Origin of the sequence: Leisingera aquaemixtae (assembly GCF_006740765.1) — a bacterium.
GTDB classification, from domain to species: Bacteria; Pseudomonadota; Alphaproteobacteria; order Rhodobacterales; family Rhodobacteraceae; genus Leisingera; species Leisingera aquaemixtae.
This window is the reverse complement of the sequence record NZ_CP041159.1, coordinates 1,778,294-1,801,589: the sequence shown is the minus strand read 5'-3', so window position 1 is coordinate 1,801,589 and position 23,296 is coordinate 1,778,294. Positions and strand designations below refer to the sequence as shown.

Below are 23,296 nucleotides of genomic sequence, written 5' to 3'. Positions count from 1 at the left end.
GCGCAGCGGGTCATGCGCTGAGAGTGATGGCACCGGCCCCTTCTGTCACCTTGCCGATGAGGGCCGCCGGGTATCCGGCGGCGCGCAGCTGCTCCAGCAGCGGTTCAGCCTGATCTGCGGCCACCGCTGCCAAGAGCCCGCCCGCGGTTTGCGGGTCAAACAGCAGATCCTGCCAGCCGGTGGTTTTCAGCTCCGGCAGCGCCGCCTGGTTGGCGGCCAGCAGCGAGGAGCGGATGCCGCTGTCTGCCAGGTCCGCGGCGCCTTGCATCAGGGGCACCTGGGCGGTGAACACCTCCGCGCCTGTGCGCGACGCCTCGCAGATGCCGAGCAGATGGCCGAGCAGGCCAAATCCGGTCACGTCGGTCATCGCATGGGCGTCCTGCAGGATACGGGCAGCCTCGCCCTGCGGCTGGCTCATCTGTTCCAGTGCCGCGGCCACCCAGCCGCCATCGGCTTCGCCTGCCATTTCGGCGGCCATCAGCACGCCGGAGCCGAGGGGCTTGGTCAGAAGGAGCGCATCGCCCGGTTTGGCGCCGGCGAGGGTGATGGCGGGGCGGGGGCAGAGGCCGGTGACGGTAAAGCCCACGGTCAGCTCATCGCCCAGCGAGGTGTGGCCGCCGATGATGGCGGCGCCGGCCGCGTGCATGACTTCCGTGGCGGTGGCCATGATTTCCTGCAGGGTGCGGCTTTGCAGTGCGGGCGACATCCGCGGCAGGATCAGGTTGGCGGTGGCCGCCTGCGGCTCAGCGCCCATTGCCCAGATGTCCCCCAGCGCGTGCACGGCAGCGATGCGGGCCATGATCACCGGATCATTGGTGAAGCTGCGCAGGTGGTCGGTGCTGATCACCTGTTTGACGCCGCCGGTGGTCAGCAGGGCGGCGTCGTCGCCGGGCAGCGGCGTGATGTCCGCGCGCTCCGACGTGCCAAGGCCCGCGAGCGTGCCGAGCAGCGCGCCGCGCCCGACCTTGGCGCCGCAGCCGCCGCACAGGGGCTTGTCCCCCAGCGCCTCCTCCATGCCCAGCGTGTGCTCGGCGGGCAGAGGCGGCGCATCCATCGCGGGCAGGTCGCGGAATTTCTCCATGAAGGCCTGGTCGATGCGGTCTTTCCAGCTCCACATCAAGGGACCGGCCAGCGTGGTGCCGAACCGCTCCCCCAGGGCTTCCCTGGCGCCCATGGAGATCAGTTTCAGGTAGTCCTTCTGCGGGCTGTACTTGCGCAGCGGATCGCCGGTCAGGGTGCTGCGCAGGTTGTGATAGAGCACCGGCGCCTGGCGCACCGCATAGACGCCGGCCTTGGGGCGCGGGGCAAAGTCCATATGGGCGCAGTCGCCTGCGGCAAAGACATTCGGCACAGAGCTTTGCAGGGTTTCGCCGATCCGGATGAAGCCGTCTTGCAGGTCAAGCCCGCTGTCCGCGAGCCAGCCGTAGGGGCGGGCGCCGGCGGCTCCGGTGGTGAAATCCGACAGCACCTCGCGGCCGTCCTGCAGAACGAGATAGCCGTCCTCGACCCGTTCGACCGGCGCGTTCTCCTCCAGCCGGACGCCGTGTTCGACCAGGGCGCGCAGGAGCTTCTGGCGGGCGGTCTCTCCGATCGCGCGCAAGGCTTGGTCGCTGTCGATCAGCGTCGCCTGGGCCAGCCGGCCGCGGGATTTGAGGGCATAGGCCATGGCCAGGATCAGCTCCGCGCCGGCAACCCCGCCGCCGATCACGGCGGCATGGGCAGGGCCGCTGCCGTCGCGGAAGGCGGCCCACCGGGCGGCAAAGCGGCCGAGCGGCTTGGCGGGGATGCCGTGTTCGGCAAAGCCCGGCAGATCCGGCATGGCGGAGGTGATGCCGATGTCGATGGAGGCCACGTCATAGGCTATCGGCGGGCGGCCCGGCACATGCACCAACTGGGCTGCGGTGTCGATATGCTCCGCCGCGCCCAGCACCACACGGGCACCGGCAAAGCGGGCGAGCCGCACCAGGTCGATGTCCAGCTCCGCGCGTGCGTAATGGCCGGCCACAAAGCCGGGCAGCATCCCGGAGTAGGGCGCGGCGGGGCCGGGATTGATGACCGTCAGCCGGGCGCCAGGCAGGGGGCGCATCCCCCATTTGCGCAGCACCAGCGCGTGGGTGTGGCCGCCGCCGATCAGCACCAGATCGCGGGTGAGCGGCAATCGGGAGGAGTCCATATGCTGTCCTGTCTTTGCAGCGGGCCTGTTTCGGGCTGGGGCCTGCGCTTATTGCGCGGCGTCCGGGCGGCCTGCGGTTCTGCGTTCCTCGTCCTCCGGCTTGTCATGGGTGGCCCAATGGTCATCCTCGCCCGCCGGGGGCATGGTTTCGCGGGTTTCTTGCCGGTGAATATGCACCTTGGCAATGAAATTCGCGGTGATCGGCGCGGTCAGGAACAGGAACAGGGTGATCATCAGCTCATGGATCGAGACATATTCCTCGAACACCGCCGCATGCAGCAGAGAGGCCAGCAGCACCCCGCCGACCCCCAGTGTGGTGGCCTTGGTGGGCGCGTGCAGACGCGACATCGGATCGTTGAGCTTGATCAGCCCGAAGGAGCCGACGATGCCGAAGACGCCGCCCATGACCAGAAACGCGGCAACAAGGAATTCAAACAGGCTTGCCATCTTGTCCCCTCACTCGATGATGTTGCCGCGCAGGATGAAGCGCGCATAGGCCACGGTGGAAACAAAGCCGAGCATGGCGATGATCATCGCAGCCTCAAAGAAGATCTCGGTCCCCAGCGCGAGGCCGTAGAGGACCATCAGGGCGATGGCGTTGATGAACATGGTATCGAGCGCCAGGATACGGTCGGCGATATCCGGAGCGGTGACGATCTTCCAGAGGTTCATCAGCATCGCCAGGGCGAAGCAGGCAAAGGCGAAATAGGCAGCGTTTTCGATCATTCGAAGATCTCCATCAGCCGGCGCTCATAGCGCTGTTTGATCTCGTCGCGCACCGCATCCGGGTTGGGCGCGTCCAGGCAGTGGACCAAGAGCGCGTGGCCTGCGTCCGAGATATCCGCCGACAGGGTGCCGGGGGTCATGGTGATGGTGCCGGCCAGGGCGGTGATCGCCTCGGGCGTTTTCAGGTCCAGCGGGATGGTGATCCAGTTGGGGCGGCGGTCGGCGTTGGGTTTGAACAGCACGATGCGGGCGACGATGATATTGGCCTGCACGATGTCCATCAGCACGACAAGGATGTATTCCGCAATCTTCAGCGGCTTGCCGAGCCGCGGCCGGTTGGGCCAGTAGGGCTGGGTGAAGAACGGGATCAGCACCCCCAGCATAAAGCCGAAGAGCAGCGAGTTCAGCGACCAGCCGTTGACCAGCAGCAGCCAGGTAAGAGTCAGCAGCAGCGTGAGATAGGGGTGCGGCAGCAGCCGTCTGAGCAGTTTCATTCCGCCTCCTCCCCAAGCACGGTAGCAATATAGGCCTGCGGCTGAAAGAGCTGCGCTGCGGTGGCCTCGGCATAGCGGGTGGCAGGGCCCGCAAACACGGTGAGCGCCACCAGCCCCGCCAGCAGCCCGAAGCAGGCCACAAACGGCAGCTGCGCGGGCCGGGCGGCCGGGGTCTGCTGCGGCGGTTCGGCGCTGGTATCGGTGTTCTCCTGCGGCAGGCCGTGGCCTTTCCAGAACAGCAGCGAGCCTGCGCGTGCCATGCCGATGATGGTGATCAGCGAGCCGGTCAGGATCACCGCCCAGATCCAGGTGGCAAGCTCGGAGCCGCGGGTGGCATCCAGCACCAGCAGCTTGCCCAGGAAGCCCGACAGCGGCGGCATCCCCGCCAGCGCGATGGCGGCGGCAAAGAACAGCGCCGAGATCAGCCCGGTCTGCGGCATCGGCAGCTGCGGCAGGATCCAGCCGCCCTGCCGCTCCATCACCAGATCGGCGACCAGGAACAGCAGCGCTGCCGCCAGGGTGGAATGCACCAGGTAATAGAGCGCGGCGGCGGTGGCGGTCTGGGTGAACAGCGACACCGCGATCAGCAGCGTGCCCATCGAGGCGATGGCGCCGAAGGCGGCCAGGCGGCCGATCTTGTTGGATCCCAGCACGCCCACCGCGCCGGCAATCAGCGTCAGCAGCGCCGCGGGCAGCAGCCAGTTTTCGGTCAGCCCGGCGGTCGCCGCGACCTCAGGCCCGAAGACCAGCGTGTACATGCGCAGGATCGAATAGGCGCCGACCTTGGTCATGATGGCAAACAGCGCCGCGACCGGCATCGGCGCATTGGCATAGGCCGAGGGCAGCCAGAAATGCAGCGGCAGCAGCGCCGCCTTGATGGCAAAGACCAGCAGCAGCATCACCGCGCCGGCCCGCAGCAGGGCGGTATCCTCCGCCGGGATCTGCGCGACTTTCACGGCGAGGTCGGCCATGTTCAGGGTGCCGGTCACCGAATAGAGCGTGCCGAGCGCAAACAGGAACAGGGTCGAGCCCAGGAGGTTGAACACCACGTACTGCACCCCGGCCTGGAACCGTCGGGTGCCGCCGGAGTGGATCATGAGGCCGTAGGAGGCGATCAGCAGCACCTCGAAGAAGACGAACAGGTTGAAGGCGTCGCCGGTCAGGAAGGCGCCCATGATGCCCATCAGCTGGAACTGGAACAGCGCGTGGAAGTTGCTGCCGCGGGTGTCCCAGCCCGACCCGATGGCATAAAGCAGCACCGGCAGCGCCAGCAGCGAGGTCAGCACGATCATCATCCCCGACAGCCGGTCCAGCACCAGCACGATGCCAAAGGGTGCGGGCCAGTCGCCGAGTTCATAGACCTTGACGGTGCCGTCCGCCGCCTGCGCGGCCAGGGCCAGGGTCACGCCGGCCAGCAGCACCGCGCTGGCGACCGAGAATATCCGCTGCAGGTCCAGGTGGTGGCGCAGCACCATGATGATGAACGGCGCGACCAGGGCAGGCAGCACCACCGGCGCGATCAGAAGGTGCTGCATCATGCGTCCTCTCCTGCGCCTTCCGCCTCAGCGGGCAGGGCGGTGCGGTCATCGCGGGAGGACAGGAAGGCCCCCAGCGCGATCATCACCACCACCGCGGTCATGCCGAAGGAGATCACGATGGCGGTCAGCACCAGCGCCTGCGGCAGCGGATCGGTATAGGCGACCTCCTCGTACTTGTTGAGGATCGGCGGCGCGGCGGTCATCAGCCGTCCGGAAGCAAACAGGAAGACGTTCACCGCATAGGTGATCAGCGACAGGCCCAAGATCACCGGGAAGCTGCGGCGGCGCAGGATCAGATAGATGCCGGCCGCAGTTAGGATGCCCACGGCCGAGGCGACGAGAAGTTCCATGCTTATCCCTCCGTCCCGGTCTTGGCCGCGTCCTCGCGGGCCGGGTTGATGTCCATCGCGTGTTCAGAGCTGATCCCCGGCTGCCAGGCAAAGCGCGACAGGCTTTCAAGCGCCAGCAGCACCGCGCCGACCACGGCCAGGAAGACGCCAAGGTCGAAGAGCGCCGCAGTGGCCCATTCGAACTCCTCCAGCGGCGGCCATTGAATGTAGCCGAAAGCGCTGGTCAGGAACGGCATCCCGTTGAACCAGGCGCCCATGCCGGTGGCGGCGGCGATCAGCACGCCGGAGCCGATGATGGCGTGGTACGGGTAGCGCTGCCGCTCCGTCGCCCAGGCAAAGCCGGAGGCCATGTACTGCATGATGATCGCAATCGCCGCGACCAGCCCGGCGATGAAGCCGCCGCCCGGCAGGTTGTGGCCGCGGAAGAAGATATAGGCCGCCACCATCAGTGCCAGCGGCATCATCACCCGGGTCGCCACCACCATCATCAGCGGGTGGCTGTCGCCTGCCCGCGGCAGGTCCGGCTCGCGGTTCAGAAGGTAGGCCCGCACGCGGGAGCCCAGCACCGCCTCGGTCAGGGCAAAGATCACCATGGCGGCGATGCCCAGCACGATGATCTCGCCAAAGGTGTCATAGCCGCGGAAATCGACCAGGATCACGTTCACCACATTGGTGCCGCCGCCGCCCTTGTAGGAATTGGCGAGGTGGAAGTCGGAGATGGTCGGGAAGGCGAAGTCGCGCATCAGCAGCGCATAGATCAGCCCGCCCGCGCCAAGCCCCGCGACCACCGCAATCGCGCCGTCGCGCATACGGGTCAGCACCGGGGTTTCGGCCGGGGTTTCCTTGGGCATGAAGTTCAGCGCCAGCAGCATCAGGATGATGGTGACCACCTCGACCGAGATCTGGGTCAGCGCCAGGTCGGGCGCCGAGAGGTAATTGAACGCCATAGAGACCACCAGGCCCACCACGCCGATCAGCACCAGCGACAGCAGCCGGTTGCGGTGTTTCACCACGATGAACAGCGTGGCCACCACCAGGGCGAACCAGCCGGTCACAGGCAGCAGGCCGGGCTGTTGCAAGGCGCGCGTCGGCGCGCCCAGGGTGCCGCCGCGATAGGCCAGGTAGGCAATCACCACGGTAAAGGCGACCATCACTGCGGAATACCGGGTGAGGGCGCCGTTGTGCAGGCTGCCGGTCACTGCCTGGCTGAGGCGGGTGAAGGCGCCGATCAGCCCCTCGAAGATCACCTTGGCCTCGGGCCGCGGGGCCGCGTCCCAGGCGCGGGACAGCGGCTTGTGCAACGCCAGCAACACCGCGCCGCCGATCACCGCAGCAATCGACATGTAGAGCGCCGGGGTCAGCCCGTGCCACAGTTTGAGCGAGTAATAGGGCAGCTTCTCTCCGCCGATCACCGCGCTGGCGGCGGTGGCCACCATCGGGCCTGCGATCTTGGCCGAGGCAAGGCCGATCAGCACCACCAGCAGCACCAGGAAGGCGGGGCCGATCCACATGCCGGTGCCCGGGTCATGCGGGTGGCCGGGGTAATCCTCGCGCTTGGGGCCAAGGAAGACATGGGCGATGAAGCGGAAGGAATAGGCCGCCGAGAACACCGCGGCGGCGGTGACCAGCGCGGGCACGATCAGATGCGAGCCGTTCCAGAGGGTGTGGGTGGCTTCCTCCAGCATCATCTCCTTGGACAGGAAGCCGTTCAGCGGCGGGATGCCCGCCATCGACAGCGCCGCCACCGTGCCGATGGTGAAGGTTACGGGCATCAGGTGGCGCAACCCGCCCAGACGCTTGATGTCGCGGGTGCCGGCCTCGTGGTCGACAATGCCCGCGGTCATGAACAGCGCCGCCTTGAAGGTGGCGTGGTTGATGATGTGGAACACCGCGGCGACCGCGGCGAACTTGGTGCCGAACCCCAGGAGCATGGTGATCAGGCCCAGGTGGCTGACGGTGGAAAACGCCAAGAGCGCCTTGAGGTCGTCCTTGAACAGGGCAATCACAGCGCCCAGCAGCATGGTGACGAGGCCGGTGGTGGCAACGATGTAGAACCATTCCGGCGTGCCGGCCAGAACCGGCCAGAGGCGGGCCATCAGGAACAGGCCGGCCTTCACCATGGTGGCGGAGTGCAGATAGGCCGACACCGGCGTCGGCGCCGCCATCGCGTGCGGCAGCCAGAAGTGGAAGGGGAATTGCGCCGATTTGGTGAAGGCACCGATCAGGATCAGGATCAGCGCCGGCAGGTACAGGTGCGAGGACTGAATAGCCTCTTTGTTCTGCAGGATCACGCTGAGGTCATAGGAGCCTGCGATATGGCCCAGCAGCAGCATCCCCGCGATCATCGCCAGCCCGCCGGAGCCGGTCACGGCCAGCGCCATGCGGGCGCCCTGGCGGCCTTCGGGCAGGTGCTTCCAATAGCCGATCAGCAGGAAGGAACTGAGCGAGGTAAGCTCCCAGAACACCAGCAAAAGCAGGATATTGTCGGACAGAACGATGCCAACCATCGCGCCCTGGAACAGCAGAAGGTAGCTGTAGAACTGACCCATCGGGTCTTCGCGCGACAGGTAGAAACGGGCGTAGAGGATGATCAGGAGGCCGATGCCGAGGATCATCGCCGCAAACAGGAAGCCCAGCCCGTCGAGGAAGAAATGGGCGTTGAGGCCAAGGGCGGGCAGCCAGTCCACGGCGGCAAACACCGTCTCGCCGCGGAAGATGGCGGGGATATGCAGCATCAGCCCGGTGAAGGCGAGGAACGTGGTCAGCCCGGCGGCCGAAGCCGCGGCATTGCGTCCGGCGCGGATCAGCAGCGCTGGAAAGACGGCTCCGAGAAAGGGCAGGGCCGCAATCAGGAATAGGGACACGTGCAGGTCTCCTGTCGGGTTGGCGCGTCGTTATTTTTTTAGTCCAGTGCTAAGCAATTTTTCAGCACAGAACCACCCCCGCCGCCCCGGATACCGTAAGAATGCCGCAGTTCCGGGACAGATTTGGTACGATTGTTGCGCCTATATTTGGGCGGCTTGCGCGCAATAACAAGAACTTGACTGGCCTAAGCTGGGCATTTCTGGTGATTGGAGGCTGCCAAGCTGCTAAATCTGGGGCGGGATCACAATCCAGCGGCGGCAAACCGAACAGCGGAGGCACCATGGCCGGGTCACAGGCGGACAATTCAACCCTGACGCGGCGGCTGATGCTGCTGGGCGGGGCCGCGGCGGCAGGCGGCTTTGGCTACTGGTGGCACCGCCGCCAGCCGCCCGCGCATGATCAGCCGCGGCTGACGGCGGCAGAGGCGTTTGCGGCGGCCCGGGACGGCGGCATCATCCTGGTGGATATCCGCACCCCGCAGGAATGGCGCGCGTCCGGGGTGCCGGTGGGCAGCCATCAGATCGACATGCGGCGCGGGGATTTCATGGCGGCCCTGCAGGCGGTGGCGGGGCCGGACCGCGCGGTGCCGGTGGCGCTGATCTGCGCCCGGGGCGTGCGCTCGGCGCGGCTGACGCTGGCGCTGGCAGAGGCGGGTTTCACCAATGTGATCGACGTGCCCGAAGGCATGCTGGGCTCTGCCGCGGGGCCGGGCTGGATCGCGGGCAACCTGCCGGTGGCGCGGTGGCAAGGATGACAGCAGCCTTGAAAGCGGACGCTCTGGCGTCTTGACGGCGGCGGCAGCGGTGCTGTTCGGCGGCGGCCGTGCGGTGCCCGGGTGGGGCGAAGCGGGCAGGCTGGCGGATGGGGCCGGGGATCCGCCGCCGGTGCGCTGACGTCGCCGGGTCATCACTAGGGGATGCAGGGCGCTCCCGCCCCTTTGGCGCGCACATCAGGGATTTGCGGGCCAAAGCGTTGGGCCGGGCAGCGCGCCCTCGCGGGCGCGCTGCGGCAGGTCTGTCGTTGTGAGGGAGGGGTCCAGGTGCGCCCTGGCGAGGGCCGCAGGCCGCACCGCGCATCTGCGCGGTGCAGGGCCCAAGGCTGCCAAGGGTGTCCCGGCGCTGCCGGGGTATCCTGCGGGCGCGGGAGCCGCTTGGCCGCGGGGTTATTCTGCCGGGGTGCCGCGGACGGTGCTGCCGTCCAGCAGCGCCTTCAGCTCGGCACGGGCGGCACGGGCGGCGCGGGTGATCTGGGGTTCGGTGAACTCCTCCCGCGTGGCCATCCAGTGGCGGATGCGGTTCACCGTCTTGACGCCGGACAGCGCCGACAGCGGCACCGCCAGCACCAGCGACAGCGCGATCGGGGCCAGCCACAGCGACACGGTGCCGGTCAGGATGCCCGCCCAGAGCGCGACGCCGCTGACGGTTTCCAGCGCGTGGCAGGCCGCCAGCGTGCGCAGGGAATAGCTGCCGCCATCACGCGCCTGCGGCGCCCAGCCGCGCTGCAGGCCAAGGGCGGTGCGGAACACCGCGATCATTTGCTGCACCATCAGGATCGGCGCATAGAGGATCGCCAGCACCACCTCGGACAGGAAGGACAGCGCGAAATGCACCGGGCCGCCGTATTCGGAAAACCGGCTGCCAGTGAGCGGCAGCGCGGCCGCCGCCAGCAGCTTGGGGGCCAGCAGCATGGCGTAGATCAGGATGATCACCAGCACGTGCTTGGGCTCGGACATATCGGGCCAGTTGGGGCGGAAGGGGTTGGCCTCGCTGAAATAGCTGATCACCGACGCCTCTTCGCTGCGGCCGATCACTGCCCACAGCACCAGGAGCGCGAACCACACCGGTGCCATAAGATAGCCGATGGCGCCCGCGAACAGGTGGAAGCGGGAGATCGCGCGGAAGCCCTTGGCGTGCAGCAGGTTGAGGTGCTGCAGGTTGCCCTGGCACCAGCGGCGGTCGCGCAGGATGTGGTCGATCAGGGTGGCGGGGGTTTCCTCGTAGGAACCGCGGATGCGGGGCAGGAAGCGCACCGACCAGCCGGCCCGGCGCAACAGGCCTGCCTCGACGAAATCATGGCTCATGATCAGCTTTTCGCCGCCGCCGAAGCGCGAGCGCAACAGCGGCAGGCCCGCGCAGGCGGCAAAGGCGCGGGTGCGGATGATGGCGTTGTGGCCCCAGTAGTTGCCCTCGTGCCCGGCCCAGCGGGCCAGGCCCTCGGCCAGGGCGAGGCCATAGACGCCGTTGGCGAACTGCTGCATGCGGCCAAAGACCGACTGCGCGCCGATGAGCTGCGGATAGCTCTGGATCAGGCCGGCGCTCGGGTCGCGGGCCAGCGCGTCGGCCAGCCGGGCAATGGCGCGGCCGGTCATCAGGCTGTCGGCGTCCAGCACCAGCATCGCCTCATAGCCCGCGCCCCAGCGGCGCACCCAGTCGGAGATGTTGCCGACCTTGCGGCCCTCATTGTCGGCGCGGCGGCGGTAGTAGAGCTCGGTGCCTTCCGGCAGCATGGTGCGCAGCGCCTCGACGCTGGCGCGTTCCTGTTCGGCAATCGCGTCGTCGCGGGTGTCCGACAGGATGAACATCGCATATTCATGCAGGCCGCCGCGGCCGTGCAGTTCCTGCAGCATGGTCTGGGCGTTGCCCAGCACATACCAGGGCACCTCGTTGTAGACCGGCATCAAGAGCGCCACCTTCATCGGCCGGGCGGCGCCGCGGGTGACGGTGCGCTCGCGGCGCGACAGGCCATAGAGGCCCAGCAGCACGGTAGAGACGGTGAAGGCAATCCAGAAGAAGTTGAAGGCGATCAGCGCCAGCAGGATCATCTCCAGCACCGAAAAACCGCCGTCGGCGAACCAGCCCTGCATCACCCAGGTCAGAAGGCCGGTGGCTGCCATTGCGGGCGAAAAGGCCAGCAGCCGCCACAGCGCCACTTGGCGCGGCGCGGCATCGCCGGGGGCGGCGGCGTCGCGGAAGTCCTTGCTGAAGTCCTGCTCCGGCATCGCCAGGGGCTGTTCCGGAGGCATCAGATCACTTGCAGTCATGCGGTCCACCTGTAAAGCCAGACCTCGGAAGCGGGGCTGCCGTCTTTCCTGAGCTGGGCGCGAAGTTCGATATAATCCTGATCGCCAGGATCGAAGTTGAAGGCCAGCCGCAGTCCGCCGGTTTCCGGGTTGCGCTGCAGCACGCCTTCGCTCGTCGCCACATGGGGAGAGTGGATGTGCACGTCAAGGGCCTCTGGCCCGTCATCGAACAGCGGGTGCGCCTCAAAGTCGATGGTGACGATCCGGCCCGGCCCGCCAAAGATCCGCGCGCCCTCGGCGGTGTCGGTCACCCGCGGCATCGGCAGCTCTGGCTCCTCGCCCCAGGTGAGGCGGTAGCTGAGGCTGATCTGCGCGCCGGCGGCATAGGGCTCGCGCGGGCGCCAGTAGGCCACGGTGTTGTCGTAGATCTCCTTGTCGGCGGGGATTTCCACCAGGGTGACGGCGCCCGGGCCCCAGTCGCCATGGGGTTCGACCCACAGGCAGGGGCGCTTGTGATAGAAGGCTTCGAGGTCGTTGAAATCCGACAGCTTGCGCGCGCGCTGCATCAGGCCGAAGCCGCGGGGATTTTCATCCAGGAAGGACGACACCTGCAGCCGGGTGGGGTTGGCCAGCGGCCGCCACAGGGTTTCGCCGTTGCCGTTGACCACCAGAAGGCCGTCGCTGTCATGCACCGCCGGGCGGAAATCGTCAAAGCGGCTGCGGTTGGTGGCATCGAACAGGAACATAGAGGTGAGCGGGGCAAGGCCCGCGTGGTTCAGCTCCTCGCGGGCAAACAGCGTGGCCTCGACATCCATCACCGTGCTGCTGCCGGGGGTGATGACAAACCGGTAGGCGCCGGTGACGGACGGCGAGTCCATCAGCGCATGGACCACCATGGAGCGCTGGCCGGGGGCAGGGGCCTCCAGCCAGAACTCGATGAACTCCGGAAACTCCTCGCCCTCGGGATCTGCGGTTTTCAGCGCCAGGCCGCGGGCCGACAGCCCGTAAGTGTTGCCGATGCCGATGGCGCGGAAATAGCTGGCCCCCTGGAACACGCAGAATTCGTTCTTCTGGGCGGGGTTATCCAGAACCGTGCGCAGGCGCAGGCCGGAATAGCCGAGGTGCCCGTCGGTGGTGAGGTCGGGCGCCTTGTCGGTTTTGTCGAACAGCGTCAGGTCGAATGGCACAGGCTGCGCCTGGCCTGCGGTCACGGTGTTGATCTGCACCGGGCGCGGAAAATAGAGGCCGGGCAGGAAGAAATCGACATTGTAGCTGCGGCCGGTGCCGGACCACAGCGCGTCCGAACTGCGAAACCAGCGCGCCTTGTAGTCGTCGTAAGTCTGGTCCACCCAGTCCTGCGGCACCGACGGGCGTTCGGCGTAGGCCTCCTCGGCCAGCGCGCGGGCCTTGGCCACCACCACGCCGCGGCTGAAGGGTTCGGTTTCGCTTGCCAGAACTGGCAGGGCGGACAGGGCGCTGCTGCCAAGCGCGGCTGCGAGGAAGGAACGGCGGGAGAAAGAGCTCATTTCTTGGCTCTCCAAGGTTGTGACTTGAACCAGGCTGCGGTGTAAGCGCAGACTATAATTAGGAAAAAGCCAACCAGGTTGGCGAATGCCGTGGTCATAACCGCGCGGTCGGTCTGGTCAAGCGCAAAGCCGATGAAACGGGCCAGCGCCATCGAAAAAACAAACACTGCGAGGGATTGCTGGCCGACCTTGGTGATCAGTTTCAGCAATACCGCCCAAGTGCGCGCGGCGAGGGAGTGGCCGGAGGCAATGAGCCGTTTGCCGCCTGCGCCCGCGGCCACCCAGCCGAGGTAAGCCAGCGACAGGAAATGGGCATAGCGCAGCAGGCCGAAATCGGTCTTTTCGCGCCATTCCGCGGTGATTTCCCAGGTCGGGCGGATCAGGGCGGCCAGATCCTTGTTCGCCGCTTCCACCCAGAGGAAGACCTTCCAGGAGCCGAACGGCGCGGACAGGATCACAAAGGCTGCGGCCAGGATCACCAGCGCCTTGGAGACCGGCGGCGCGGGCAGCCAGCCCTTCATGAAGGCGAAGCCGGTGAAGAACAGCAGCTGCCAGCCGAGCGGGTTGAAAAACCACTCACGGTCCGACCAGGGTTCCGCCGGGAAGGAGATGCCATTGGGGCCGAGGCCGATCATGTAGGGGTTGGCGGTGAGCCAGATCAGGACGCTGGCGGCGATCACTGCCCAGACCCCGGCCTTTTCCAGCCCCATCATCAGCGGCAGCAGGACCAGCACGCCCAGGTACATCGGCAGCACGTCGAAGTAGTTCGGCACATAGGTCAGCGTCATCACGCCGACCAGCTGCTGCACGGTGTTGGTGAAGAACCAGTGCAGGTTCAGGGAGCCGATATAACTTTTGTCGAAGCCGCCATAGAGGTCGAGCGCCGCCATGGAGGCGGTTAGGAAGAAGAACAGGCCGATGTGGGCCCAGTAGACCTGCCAGCAGCGGAAGATCACGCGGGCAGTGCCCAGCCACCAGCCCTGGCGGGCGAAGGAGCTGCCAAAGGCGATGGCCGAGGCCATGCCGGAGCAGAACACAAAGATTTCGGTCGCGTCGGTAAAGCCGAACCGCCCCGGGATCCAGCCGGCCCAGCGGTTGCCCGGGATATGCGCCACCAGGATGATGAACATGGCGATGCCGCGGTAGAAGTCGAGCCGCGGGTCGCGCAGCCGCGGCTGGACCGGTTGCGGCGGGGGCACTGCACGGTTGGCGGCAGCAGGGTCTTTCTGAGGCCCGGGAAAGGGCGCAACGCTGGACATCTGAGGTTTCTGGTCCTTGAGGGTCTTACTCGGCAGGTACGCTTTTGGCACCGGACGGGTTCCGGGCCTCGGAAATCAGGGTGCGGCGGGCCAGCGCGTAGTTGTCCTCTGCGCCGCCCCGCCTGGCGCGGCGGTCATCAAGGATTGCTTCGACTTCGTCAAGCTGGCCTGAGCGGATTCCCGCGTCTATAGTTATGCGTTCAAAAACATCGCGTTGCGCGTGGCTGCCGCCGGCCAGCTGCAGGGTGGCGCGGGCTGCGGACAAATGCGCGAAAGCAGCCATGTATTGACCGTCTCCGAAGGCTTCCAGCCCGTCCGCGGCGGCGCAGCCGGGGTCCGCCATCCGCGCGCGCGCCTCGCTGCCGCCCCGTTCCGCATCGGCGTGAATCCGCTGCACCAGCCGGTGGGCGTCCTCCTTGCGGTGGCCGGTCAGCGCCAGCAGATAGTGCAGATCGGCAAAAATCAGGCTGCCGTCCTCGGTGCGGGCGGCGCAGAGATTCGCCAGCTCGTCCCAGCGGCTGCCGACGTCAACGCCTTCCAGCTCCAGCCGCATCAGCAGCGAGGTGGCGTTGGAAATGTCGCGGTAATCGTCGGTCTTGTCCTTGCGCACTTCGGTGTCATAGAGCGTGACCGCCTCTTCCATCTGGCCCAGATCGAGGTGCATCAGCGCCTTGTGCCACCAGACGTGATAGCGGAAGTTGTTGCAATGCGCCCAGGCCTCCTCGCGGCCGTGCAGCCAGTCGAGGCCCGATCTGGCATTGCCGGTCATATCATGCACATGCGCCACGGCGTGCAAGCCCCAGGCATCATCCGGCGCCATCCACAGCGCCTGGCGGCCGGCATTGGCGGCGCGCTCATATTCGCCGGTCTCTTCCAGCGCAAAGGAATGGCAGCCCAGGAGGTAGCCGCGCCCGGCATGGTCCGGCGCATAGGCCGGCAGCACCCGTTCGACCGAGGCGCGCATCCCCGCCGGGTCGCCCATGATGAAGCGGATGCCGTGGCTGAGCTTCATCGCCAGGGTGTCCTCAGGGAAGACGTCCAGCACCTCCTCCATCCGCTGGATCGCCAGGCTGGGACGGCCGGCCAGCCAGCAGTCGAGCGCGTCCACATATTTGCGCTCGCGCGGCAGGGCGCCCTCGCAGCAGGCCCTGGCATCGCGCAGCGCCTCGCGCGCCGTGGGCACCAGTTCGGAACGCCCCAGCATCAGCAGTGACAGCCCCTTGATCGCATGGGCCAGGGCAAACTCCGGCGCGGCCTTCAGCACCGCGCCCAGATGATCTGCGGTCACGGCGGCATGGGAAAGAACTCCCAGCTGCACGGCATTCCAATTCTGCTGTGCAGTTGCATCGGTCAGGCTGTTGTCTTGGCCGAAGATATCTTGCGTCATGAGAGTCCAATCTTTGTTTTTATCCGAGAGCGGTTTCCGTGTCCTGCTGAAGAGTAGATCATCGGAATGTTCCGGGCGAACCCCGCTCGCGGTTTGGTGATGGCCTGTGTGCGCCTGGATTGAAACTATGGCGGATGTGTAGGATTTCCCGGGAAATTTTGGCAATAAGGAGGATTAAGGCACGCGCAAAGCACCGCGGATTTAGCGGTGAATTGCCGGAAACTGTAACACATGGCGGAAAGCCGCCGCATCCCTGCGGGATCAGGACGGCTCAAACGGGTGTTCTGCGCTCAGAATCTCCCCGGTGCCTTCGCCGCAGGCAGGCGGCGCGTGGCGGTATGTGACCGGTGTGCGGGAGAATTTCAGCGGATTGCCCAGCAGCTTGACCGGACCGGCCGCCGTGTCCATGCCAATCGCCATGCTGCGGGCGTCGACCTGGCTGCTGGCAAACAGAGTGTCCAGGGTCTGCACCGGGCCTGCCGGCACCTTGCGCTCCTCCATCACGGCCAGCACCGTGCCGGTGGTGAAGCGCTGCACCGCGGGGATCAGGATCGCGTTCAGGGCGTCGCGGTTTTGCAGCCGGGCGGGGTTGGTGGCAAAGCGGGCGTCCTCGGCCAGCCCTTCGAGCTTGAGGAATTCCATGAAGCGGCGGAACTGGCTGTCGTTGCCCACCGCCAGGATCACATGGCCGTCCGCGGTTTCATAGACGCCGTAGGGCATGATGCTGGGGTGTTCGTTGCCGCGCCGCTTGGGGATCTGGCCAGTGTTCAGATAGGCAACGCCCTCGTTGATCAGCCAGGCGATCTGGGCATCCACAAGGGCCAGGTCGATCTGCTGGCCCTCGCCGGTCTTGTCGCGGTGGTGCAGGGCGCTGAGGATCCCGATGCAGGCATACATGCCGCACATCACATCGGCGATGCCGACGCCGGCCTTCATCGGCTGGCCCTCCGGCTCGCCGGTCAGCGACATGATGCCGCCGAAGCCCTGGGCCATGATGTCATAGCCGGGTTTGTGGCTGTTGGGGCCGGTCTGGCCGTATCCGGAAATGGAACAGTAGATCAGGCCCGGCAGGTCCTCCTTGAGGCTGGCGTAGTCCAGACCGTATTTGGCCAGCCCGCCGGGCTTGAAGTTCTCGATCAGGATGTCGGCCTCTGCCGCCAGGCGGCGGATCGCCTGCTGGCCTTCTTCCGTTGCAATATCAATGGCAACCGAGCGTTTGTTGCGGTTGGCCGCCATGAAATAGGCGGAGAGGTCGGATTGCTGCCCGTCCGCATCCATCACATAGGGCGGCCCCCACTGGCGGGTGTCGTCGCCGCAGGTCTTGGGGTTTTCCACCTTGATCACCGTCGCGCCAAGGTCGCCCAGCAGCTGGGTGCAGGTGGGGCCTGCCAGGATGCGGGAAAGGTCAAGGACCTTGACGCCCTGGAGCGCGCCATGGGGGAGCATGTCAGATGCGGCCATCGTAGCCTCCGCGGTCGATCACAGCAGAGATGACGGTGAATTTTTCGGCTTTCAGCGCGTCCTGCAGGGCGGCGCGCAGATCGGTGCGGTTTGTGACCGTCACCCCGTTGCCGCCAAAGACGCGGCCCATCGCGGCAAAGTCGTGTGCGGCGAAATCGACCCCGCCGCTGGCAAGCTGGCGCTGGCGCTGTTTCAGCTCGATCAGGGCGAGGCTGGCGTCGGCGAAAACCACGAAGATGGGCGCCACACCCAGTTCCGCCGCAGTGGCGAGTTCACCGGCGACCATCAGGAAACCGGCATCGCCGGAAAAGCTGACCACCGGGCGGTCCGGCTGCGCCAATTTACGCCCGATTGCCATCGGCACCGCGCAGCCCATGGTGCAGAGGCCCGAGGACTGGATCAGTCCGCGCGGCCCGGAACACTCCCACATCTGGCTGAGCAGAATGCGGTGGGCGCCGCTGTCGGCGGTGGCAAGGGTGTCCGCCGGCAGGGTGGCGCGGCATTCGGCGATGACGCCGGCCGGACCCCAGTCCTCATCCTGCGGGAAGGCGTCCGCCAGTGCGGATTTGACCGCGGCGGGGCGGCCAGTGGGCCATGTGCCGCGCGGTTCGGTGCCTTCCGACAGCGCCGCAAGGGTGGGGGCAATCGCGGTCAGGAAGTTCAGGCCTGCCTGATGCATGTAGTGGGTGTTGGCCTCCGGCGCGATGTCGATCACGTTCTGGGTGTTCACGTCCCAGACATTGCGCCAGCCGGGGCGCATCTCAATCGGGTCATAGCCGATAGAGAGCACCAGATCGGCCTCCCGCACCAAGGGCAGCAGGTGCTTGTCGGCCAGCGGCGACAGGCCCGCGCCGCCGAGGCAAAGGGGGTGGTCTTCGGGGAGGATGCCCTTGGCCTTGTAGCTGGTGATGAAAGGGATCTGATGCTTTTCGAGGAAGGCGCGCAGGGCGGGGCCTGCGTTTTCCTGCAGCGCATCGAGGCCGATCACCGCCACCGGGCGGGTTGCGGCCGTCAGCCAGGAGCGCGCCTGCGCCAGCGCCTCGCCGCTTGGCGCGCTGGCACTTGCAGGCGCGCGGCGGACGTTGCGGTCCCTGGCCGGCGCATCTGCCACTGAGATCGGAACGTCAATATGCACCGGCCCGTTGCGGGGTTCTGTTGCGATGGCCACCGCCTTGTCTGCGATCAGGTCCGCCGCTTCGGCATCCAGCCGGAAGGTGGCCTTGGTGATCGGGGCAAAAACCGCGCGGTGGTCGAGCACCTGATGGGTGTAGCTCTGCTCCTCTGCCGCATCGACGCAGCCGGTGAGCACCAGCATCGGCACCCGGTCCTGATGGGCATTGGCCACCACATTGACACCGTTCAGCGCGCCGGGGCCGAGGGTGGCCACGAGAATGACCGGCGCGCCGTCGGCGTGATGCACGCCTTCGCCCATGAAACCGGCGCAATTTTCATGCTTGGCCAGGTGAAAGGCGATGCCGGCCCTGGTCAGCGCATCGACCAGCGTCAGCACCTCGCCGCCGGGCATCCCGAAGGCGTGGCGGCAGCCTGCCTCAAAAAGCCGCCGGGCCAGAACATCGGCTGCGCGCAGGGTCTCTGTCATCTTGTCCGTCCAATCCGTTGAATTGCCGCCAGATTGCCGAGGCTGCGCCCGCGCGCAAGCCCGTTCACGCCAGTGTGAGAAAAACTGCGGCGGAATCCGGCACAAATCGTGCAAGGGGGGCAGAGACCGGATAGACGCCCGCGGCTATTTCTGCGCCCGTTCCGCAATCAGCGCAAAGCGGCGGTCGAGCTGGCCTGCAAGGGCCGCCAGCCCAGCGCCGCCTTCCTCTGCGTAGGGCGCAAAGACGTGGGTGGGCCGCTTGTAGGAGAGGGTGGCGCTGCCGTCTGCCTCCTCGGTCACATACATGCGCACTGGCGCCTCGATCATCGCGGCGGTGGAGAGGGCGAGGATCTTCACCGCGAAGTCATTGTTGAAGAGGCCAATGACCCGGTTGCCGGGAATGGTGATGCCGCGGGCCGCCGCCGCCTCGGTGGGGCCTGCCTGGGTGACGATCCCCAGGCCCTCGGCCTTGGCGGCGGCTTTGACGTCCTCGATCAGCTGCGCATAGGGTTTGGAGGTCTCATGCACCGCCCAGCCGTCGCGCGGCGCGATGCTGCCTGCAGAGGCGGCAGAGGCGGCAAGGATCAGGGCGGCCGTCAGGCGTTTGATGGGCATGGCAGGTCTCCGCAGGGTTTCTCCCGGTTTTAGGGCAGGGCGGGCGCTTGCGGTTTCACAATCGCGTGCATCCGGCGGCGGCCGGCCCGGCAGGGCCTGAACCTGTGCGCGCCCCGGACGGGGCGCGCTCCGCCTGACAACAGCCGATCCCGGGTCAGCTGGCGATCTTGCCGCCGCCCTGTCTGGTCACCACCACGACCGAGGGGCGCGGCGGCATTTGCGGGTCGAAATCCGGCCAGCGGGTGGCCGGGTCCTCAAACGTCGAGGCGCGCCCGAAACCTTGCAGGTCTTTGGTGCCGTCGGTGCCAGGATGCTGAACGGCCAGGAACAGCGTCTCGCCGTCCGGGGTGAAATACGGCCCGCACAGCTCAGCCCCCACGGGGCAGCGGAAGAACAGCTTGGAATGGCCGCGCAAGGCGCCGCCGGTTTCCACACCGTAAAGCCCGTCCGATTTGCCGGTCCGGCCCCAGTTGCTGCCCTGGTCGGTGGCAACCCACAGCCGCCCGTCTGCATCCATTGCGCTGTTGTCGGGGGAGCCGAACCAGCCGTGCTGCGAAGTGTCCGGGTGCCATTCGGCGCCGACTTCGGCAATCGCCGGGTCGCCGCATTTCACAAGGATCGACCACTGCCCGCGTGCCGCCGCATGGTCGCCGCCGTCCTCCTTGATTTCGATGATATGGCCGAACCGCGACTCCGGGCGCGGGTTGGCGGCATCGGTCTGGCCGGCCTTGCGTCTGGAGTTGTTGGTCAGCATCACATAGGCGGTGCCGTCGCCGCGGGGCGTGGCATCCTCGGGCCGGTCCATCGGGGTGGCCCCCAGCGCATCCGCCGCCAGCCGCGCATCAATTAGCACATCCGCCTGGCTGGCAAAGCCGTTCTCCGCCGTCAGCGGGCCCTGGCCATGCACCAGCGGCAGCCAGTGGACGGTGCCATCCGCCTCGAACCGGGCCGCGTAGAGGGTGCCATCGCTCAGCAGTTGCGCATTGGCCGCGCGGTCCTCCGACACGGCGCCGCGAGAGACGTATTTATAGAGATACTCAAACCGCGCATCGTCCCCCATGTAGATCACCAGTCGGCCGTCCTTGGACAGGGTGGTCTCCGCGCCTTCATGGGCGAAACGGCCCAGGGCGGTGTGCTTCACCGGTTTCGACCGCGGGTCCATCGGATCGACCTCAACAACCCAGCCGAAGCGGTTCGCTTCATTGGGGTTTTCGTCGATATTGAAGCGGGAGTGGTGCTTGCCCCAGGCGTACCACATCCCGGGTACGCCGTAGCGCGCCATCTGGGCCGCCTCCGGCTGGCCGGCGAGGTCCGGTTCGCCATCGAAGTCCAGCCTGTCCGTCCAGAAGTAGCCGTGAAAGTTTTCTTCCGCCATCAGCCAGGTGCCCCACGGGGTCATGCCGCCGGCGCAGTTGTTGAGGGTGCCGATGACCTCAAATCCTCCGGGGTCGGCGCTGGTCTGCATCCGCGGGTGGCCTGCGGCGGGGCCGTCGAGGACCATTGCGGTGGTGAGCGGTGAGATGCGGCGGTTCAGCGCGCCGCCGCGCACCACGGCCCACTTTCCGTCCGGGGCGCGGACGACCTCGACAACCGTCCCGCCGTGTGCCGCCATTTCGATCTCGACCAGCTCCTGGGTCATGCCGGCAAACTCTGCCTTGTCCTGACGGCCAAGGTTCGGGAACATAACTTCTTCATTGGTGTATTCGTGGTTCACGCACAGGAGGCCGCGGCTGCCCTCGGCGTTCAGCGGCAGAAAGCCGACGTAGTCGTTGTTGTAGCCGAACTGCTGCAGCTGGGCCTCTGCGCTTTGGTTCATCACGTCGAAGTCCGGGGCGTCCGCGAAAACCGGATCGCCCCAGCGCAGCAGCACATCGGCGTCATAGCCCCGGGCGACATGATGGGTTTCGTCGATGCCAGAGGCCAGTTCGTCAAAAGCATAGCGGCTTGGTGCTGTGGGTGTTGCGGCGCTGGCCTGGCGCGCTGCGGCCAGCGCGGAGGCGCCGAACAGGGCGGCGGCGGCGGAGGTGCCCAGCATCCCCTTCAGCAGCGCGCGGCGGCCATAGCGGGCAGCGATCACATCGCCGAGGGTGCGGCTGGGGTCCGGGTTGGCCGGGATGTTGTCAAATGCCTCAAACGCCTCCGCCTTGTTGCCATTTTGCGGGTCTTTGATGATCTGCTTGCGGTTCACGGCGGTCTCCGGAGTGTATGGACGCGTCAGGTCGGCGATGCGGGGCGGTTCCCCCCCCCCCGGGGGGCGTTTTAAGAACGGCGTGTAACGTCTGTGTAATCGTTAACAAAAATTTACCAAGACTTCAGGCGTTCGCGGATGGTCCGGATTGCGCGGCCTGTCCCCGCAGGGACAGCGGATTATTCCGCCGGCCGGAAGCCTTCGATCAGCTGGCGCAGCCCGATGGCGGCGCCGGCGAAGATTGCCAGCATGGTGACAGGCGCCGAGACTGCCAGCAGCGAAAACGCGCTGAGGCCCTGGCCGACGGTGCAGCCCATCGCAATCACCGCGCCAGCGCCCATGATCGCGGCGCCGATGATCTGGCGGCGCAGCTCGCGCGGGTCCTCGCAGGCCTCCCAGCGGAAATGGCCCTTGATCAGCGAGCCGAGGAAGGCGCCGGTCCAGACCCCGGCGATGGAGCCGACGGCGAACGACAGGGGGCGCAGGGATCCGGTCATGGTCCACAGGATGGTCTCGCCCAACGGAGCCGAGAAGGAGTGGGAGACCACCGGCAGCGCCTCGAACCCGGCGGTGTTGACATAGGTGGTTCCGGCCCAGCCGGAGGCCACCGCCAGCCCCACCACGGCCGACCAGAACAGCGCCTGCCTGTCGCGGCGCAGTTCGGCGCTGGCGAGGGAGGCCAGCAGGATCAGAACGCCCGCGGCGATGCCGATGGCGGCCAGCGGCAGCCCGCTCCAGGCGGCGGCGTAATGGGCGAGGCCCGGCGGGATTTCCGTGGTGACATCCTGCTGTTCGAAGAAGAAATTGCGCAACGGGGCAAGCGGGCCTGCCAGCACCACGTAGGTGGATACCCCCATCACCAGCACGATCACGAAACTGCGCAGGTCGCCGCCGCCAAGCCGGGCAATGGCGCCATAGCCGCAGTTGCCGCTGAGCGCCATGCCGTAGCCGAACATCAGCCCGCCGAGGATCGAGGCGGCGGGCATCCAGCGGATCGAGAGGTAAAAGGACTGGCCTGCATCCGCCAGACCCAGCCCGATCAGCGCAAAGCTGGAGAGGACAGCCACGCCAATGGCCACGCCCCACATCCGCATCCTGAGGGATGAGCCGCCATAGAGCAGGTCTTCGATCGCGCCCAAAGTGCAGAACCGCCCCAGCCGGGCGGCAAGCCCCAGCAGCACACCGCCCAGCAGCCCGATGCAGGCGGCCAGCTGGTGTTCTGTCAGGAGGTCAAACATGGTGGGGATTTCATACAGGCGTCAGCCTTCGTCCTTGCAGAACAGGTCATAGACCACTTCCAGCATCCGGCGGGGCTTGTCGTCGGCCAGCCGGTAAAAAATCGCCTTGCCTTCCCGGCGGGGAATGACCAGCCCCTCCAGGCGCAGGCGGGACAGCTGCTGCGAGACGGCGGCCTGGCGGGCTGACAGCAGTTCCTCCAGCTCGGTCACGGATTTCTCGCCGGAGACCAGGTGGCACAGGATCATCAGCCGGCCTTCGTGGCTGATCGCCTTGAGGAAATTGGACGCTTTGGTCGCGTTCTCGACCATCCGGTCCATCTCCTCCGGGTCCATGTCAGCGGTGAACTGTGGTAGTGCCATGTGCCGTCTCCTGAGCGGCACCGCGGTGCCGCACTCCTCTTTCTTGCCCCGCCGGGGCGGTCAGCTGCCGCCCGTGGCGTTCGTATTATCAACAAACCCTGTATGGGCGCTTAGCAAATCCGCGAGCAAAGGCCAAAAAAAATCTTCGCCCGGATAGCCTTCGAGCCGGGCGCGTTCCTCTCCGTCCTCGACCACCAGGAAGGTGGGGGTGAACATGACCCGGCGGGCGACCTGCAGATCATCGGGCAGGGCGCGCAGGTCCACACGGCGCAGAGGGGCGTGTTTGCCCTCAGCCGTTTTCGGATAGATCGGGGCGATTTCCGCGTTCCAGCGGGCGCACCACTCGCAGCCCGGCTGTTCGACCATCACCAGTTCCGCCGCCCAGGCGGGCAGCGCTGCAAAAGCCGCGGCCGCAGCTGCGGCCAAGTGGCGGAAAGGGCGCATGGGTGTCATTCCATCTGTTGACCGTACGGTGAGAAACAACATAATTCGAATAT

Annotated in this window: 19 protein-coding genes; 1 reads left to right on the top strand and 18 read right to left on the bottom strand. The window is 66.7% G+C overall.

Annotated elements, in window-relative coordinates:
* Nucleotides 1–10: 10 nt before the first annotated feature.
* From selD to R2C4_RS10395, 7 genes are read right to left on the bottom strand one after another with little or no spacing between them, the layout of a single operon-like run.
* Entirely contained in the window at nt 11–2,173 is a 2,163-nt protein-coding gene (gene selD, locus R2C4_RS10425; RefSeq protein WP_141890575.1) for a selenide, water dikinase SelD, read from the bottom strand.
* A 48-nt stretch (nt 2,174–2,221) separates the two neighbouring features.
* Nucleotides 2,222–2,620 (bottom strand): Na+/H+ antiporter subunit G, encoded by a 399-nt coding sequence (locus tag R2C4_RS10420; RefSeq protein ID WP_141890574.1) that lies wholly within the window; start codon nt 2,618–2,620, stop codon nt 2,222–2,224.
* 9 nt (nt 2,621–2,629) lie between these two features.
* On the bottom strand, nt 2,630–2,899 hold the full coding sequence (locus R2C4_RS10415) for a K+/H+ antiporter subunit F (protein WP_058287227.1): 270 nt from the start codon (nt 2,897–2,899) through the stop codon (nt 2,630–2,632).
* Complete coding sequence (locus tag R2C4_RS10410) at nt 2,896–3,393, bottom strand: Na+/H+ antiporter subunit E (protein WP_058287226.1); 498 nt, start codon at nt 3,391–3,393, stop codon at nt 2,896–2,898. The genes R2C4_RS10415 and R2C4_RS10410 overlap by 4 nt, the downstream gene beginning before the upstream one ends.
* Nucleotides 3,390–4,928, bottom strand: coding sequence for a monovalent cation/H+ antiporter subunit D (locus R2C4_RS10405; RefSeq protein ID WP_141892084.1), 1,539 nt, complete (start codon nt 4,926–4,928; stop codon nt 3,390–3,392). Before R2C4_RS10405 ends, R2C4_RS10410 begins: the two co-directional genes overlap by 4 nt.
* Complete coding sequence (locus R2C4_RS10400) at nt 4,928–5,281, bottom strand: Na+/H+ antiporter subunit C (RefSeq protein WP_027244169.1); 354 nt, start codon at nt 5,279–5,281, stop codon at nt 4,928–4,930. Before R2C4_RS10400 ends, R2C4_RS10405 begins: the two co-directional genes overlap by 1 nt.
* A 2-nt stretch (nt 5,282–5,283) precedes the next feature.
* On the bottom strand, nt 5,284–8,145 hold the full coding sequence (locus tag R2C4_RS10395; RefSeq protein ID WP_141890573.1) for a monovalent cation/H+ antiporter subunit A: 2,862 nt from the start codon (nt 8,143–8,145) through the stop codon (nt 5,284–5,286).
* A gap of 281 nt (nt 8,146–8,426) precedes the next feature.
* Here R2C4_RS10395 and R2C4_RS10390 point away from each other — a divergent pair, with 281 nt between their 5' ends.
* The gene (locus R2C4_RS10390) at nt 8,427–8,900 is read left to right on the top strand and encodes a rhodanese-like domain-containing protein (protein WP_208764534.1); all 474 of its coding nucleotides are present in this window, start codon (nt 8,427–8,429) and stop codon (nt 8,898–8,900) included.
* A 408-nt stretch (nt 8,901–9,308) separates the two neighbouring features.
* Here the strand turns inward: R2C4_RS10390 and mdoH are convergent, their stop codons facing one another.
* The 11 genes from mdoH to R2C4_RS10335 all read right to left on the bottom strand — a co-directional run bounded on the left by mdoH (nt 9,309) and on the right by R2C4_RS10335 (nt 23,243).
* Nucleotides 9,309–11,186, bottom strand: coding sequence for a glucans biosynthesis glucosyltransferase MdoH (gene mdoH / locus R2C4_RS10385; RefSeq protein WP_141890572.1), 1,878 nt, complete (start codon nt 11,184–11,186; stop codon nt 9,309–9,311).
* Complete coding sequence (locus tag R2C4_RS10380) at nt 11,183–12,691, bottom strand: OpgD/OpgG family glucan biosynthesis protein (RefSeq protein WP_141890571.1); 1,509 nt, start codon at nt 12,689–12,691, stop codon at nt 11,183–11,185. The genes mdoH and R2C4_RS10380 overlap by 4 nt, the downstream gene beginning before the upstream one ends.
* Nucleotides 12,688–13,950 carry an OpgC family protein gene (locus tag R2C4_RS10375; RefSeq protein WP_141890570.1) on the bottom strand — a complete coding sequence of 421 codons (1,263 nt, stop codon included), beginning with the start codon at nt 13,948–13,950 and terminating at the stop codon, nt 12,688–12,690. Before R2C4_RS10375 ends, R2C4_RS10380 begins: the two co-directional genes overlap by 4 nt.
* Nucleotides 13,951–13,975: 25 nt before the next feature.
* On the bottom strand, nt 13,976–15,337 hold the full coding sequence (locus R2C4_RS10370) for a tetratricopeptide repeat protein (RefSeq protein ID WP_141890569.1): 1,362 nt from the start codon (nt 15,335–15,337) through the stop codon (nt 13,976–13,978).
* Between the two features lie 261 nt (nt 15,338–15,598).
* On the bottom strand, nt 15,599–16,798 hold the full coding sequence (locus tag R2C4_RS10365; protein ID WP_141890568.1) for a CaiB/BaiF CoA transferase family protein: 1,200 nt from the start codon (nt 16,796–16,798) through the stop codon (nt 15,599–15,601).
* Nucleotides 16,785–18,398 (bottom strand): thiamine pyrophosphate-binding protein, encoded by a 1,614-nt coding sequence (locus R2C4_RS10360; RefSeq protein WP_141890567.1) that lies wholly within the window; start codon nt 18,396–18,398, stop codon nt 16,785–16,787. The genes R2C4_RS10365 and R2C4_RS10360 overlap by 14 nt, the downstream gene beginning before the upstream one ends.
* A 144-nt stretch (nt 18,399–18,542) precedes the next feature.
* Nucleotides 18,543–19,013, bottom strand: coding sequence for a DUF302 domain-containing protein (locus R2C4_RS10355; protein ID WP_141890566.1), 471 nt, complete (start codon nt 19,011–19,013; stop codon nt 18,543–18,545).
* A gap of 154 nt (nt 19,014–19,167) precedes the next feature.
* A complete protein-coding gene (locus R2C4_RS10350) occupies nt 19,168–21,201 on the bottom strand; it encodes a PhoX family protein (RefSeq protein WP_141890565.1) in 2,034 nt (677 codons plus the stop codon).
* Nucleotides 21,202–21,380: 179 nt separating this feature from the next.
* Nucleotides 21,381–22,439 (bottom strand): YeeE/YedE family protein, encoded by a 1,059-nt coding sequence (locus R2C4_RS10345; RefSeq protein ID WP_141890564.1) that lies wholly within the window; start codon nt 22,437–22,439, stop codon nt 21,381–21,383.
* Between the two features lie 21 nt (nt 22,440–22,460).
* On the bottom strand, nt 22,461–22,799 hold the full coding sequence (locus R2C4_RS10340; RefSeq protein WP_058287215.1) for an ArsR/SmtB family transcription factor: 339 nt from the start codon (nt 22,797–22,799) through the stop codon (nt 22,461–22,463).
* Between the two features lie 60 nt (nt 22,800–22,859).
* Nucleotides 22,860–23,243 carry a thioredoxin domain-containing protein gene (locus R2C4_RS10335; protein WP_141892082.1) on the bottom strand — a complete coding sequence of 128 codons (384 nt, stop codon included), beginning with the start codon at nt 23,241–23,243 and terminating at the stop codon, nt 22,860–22,862.
* Nucleotides 23,244–23,296 lie beyond the last annotated feature (53 nt).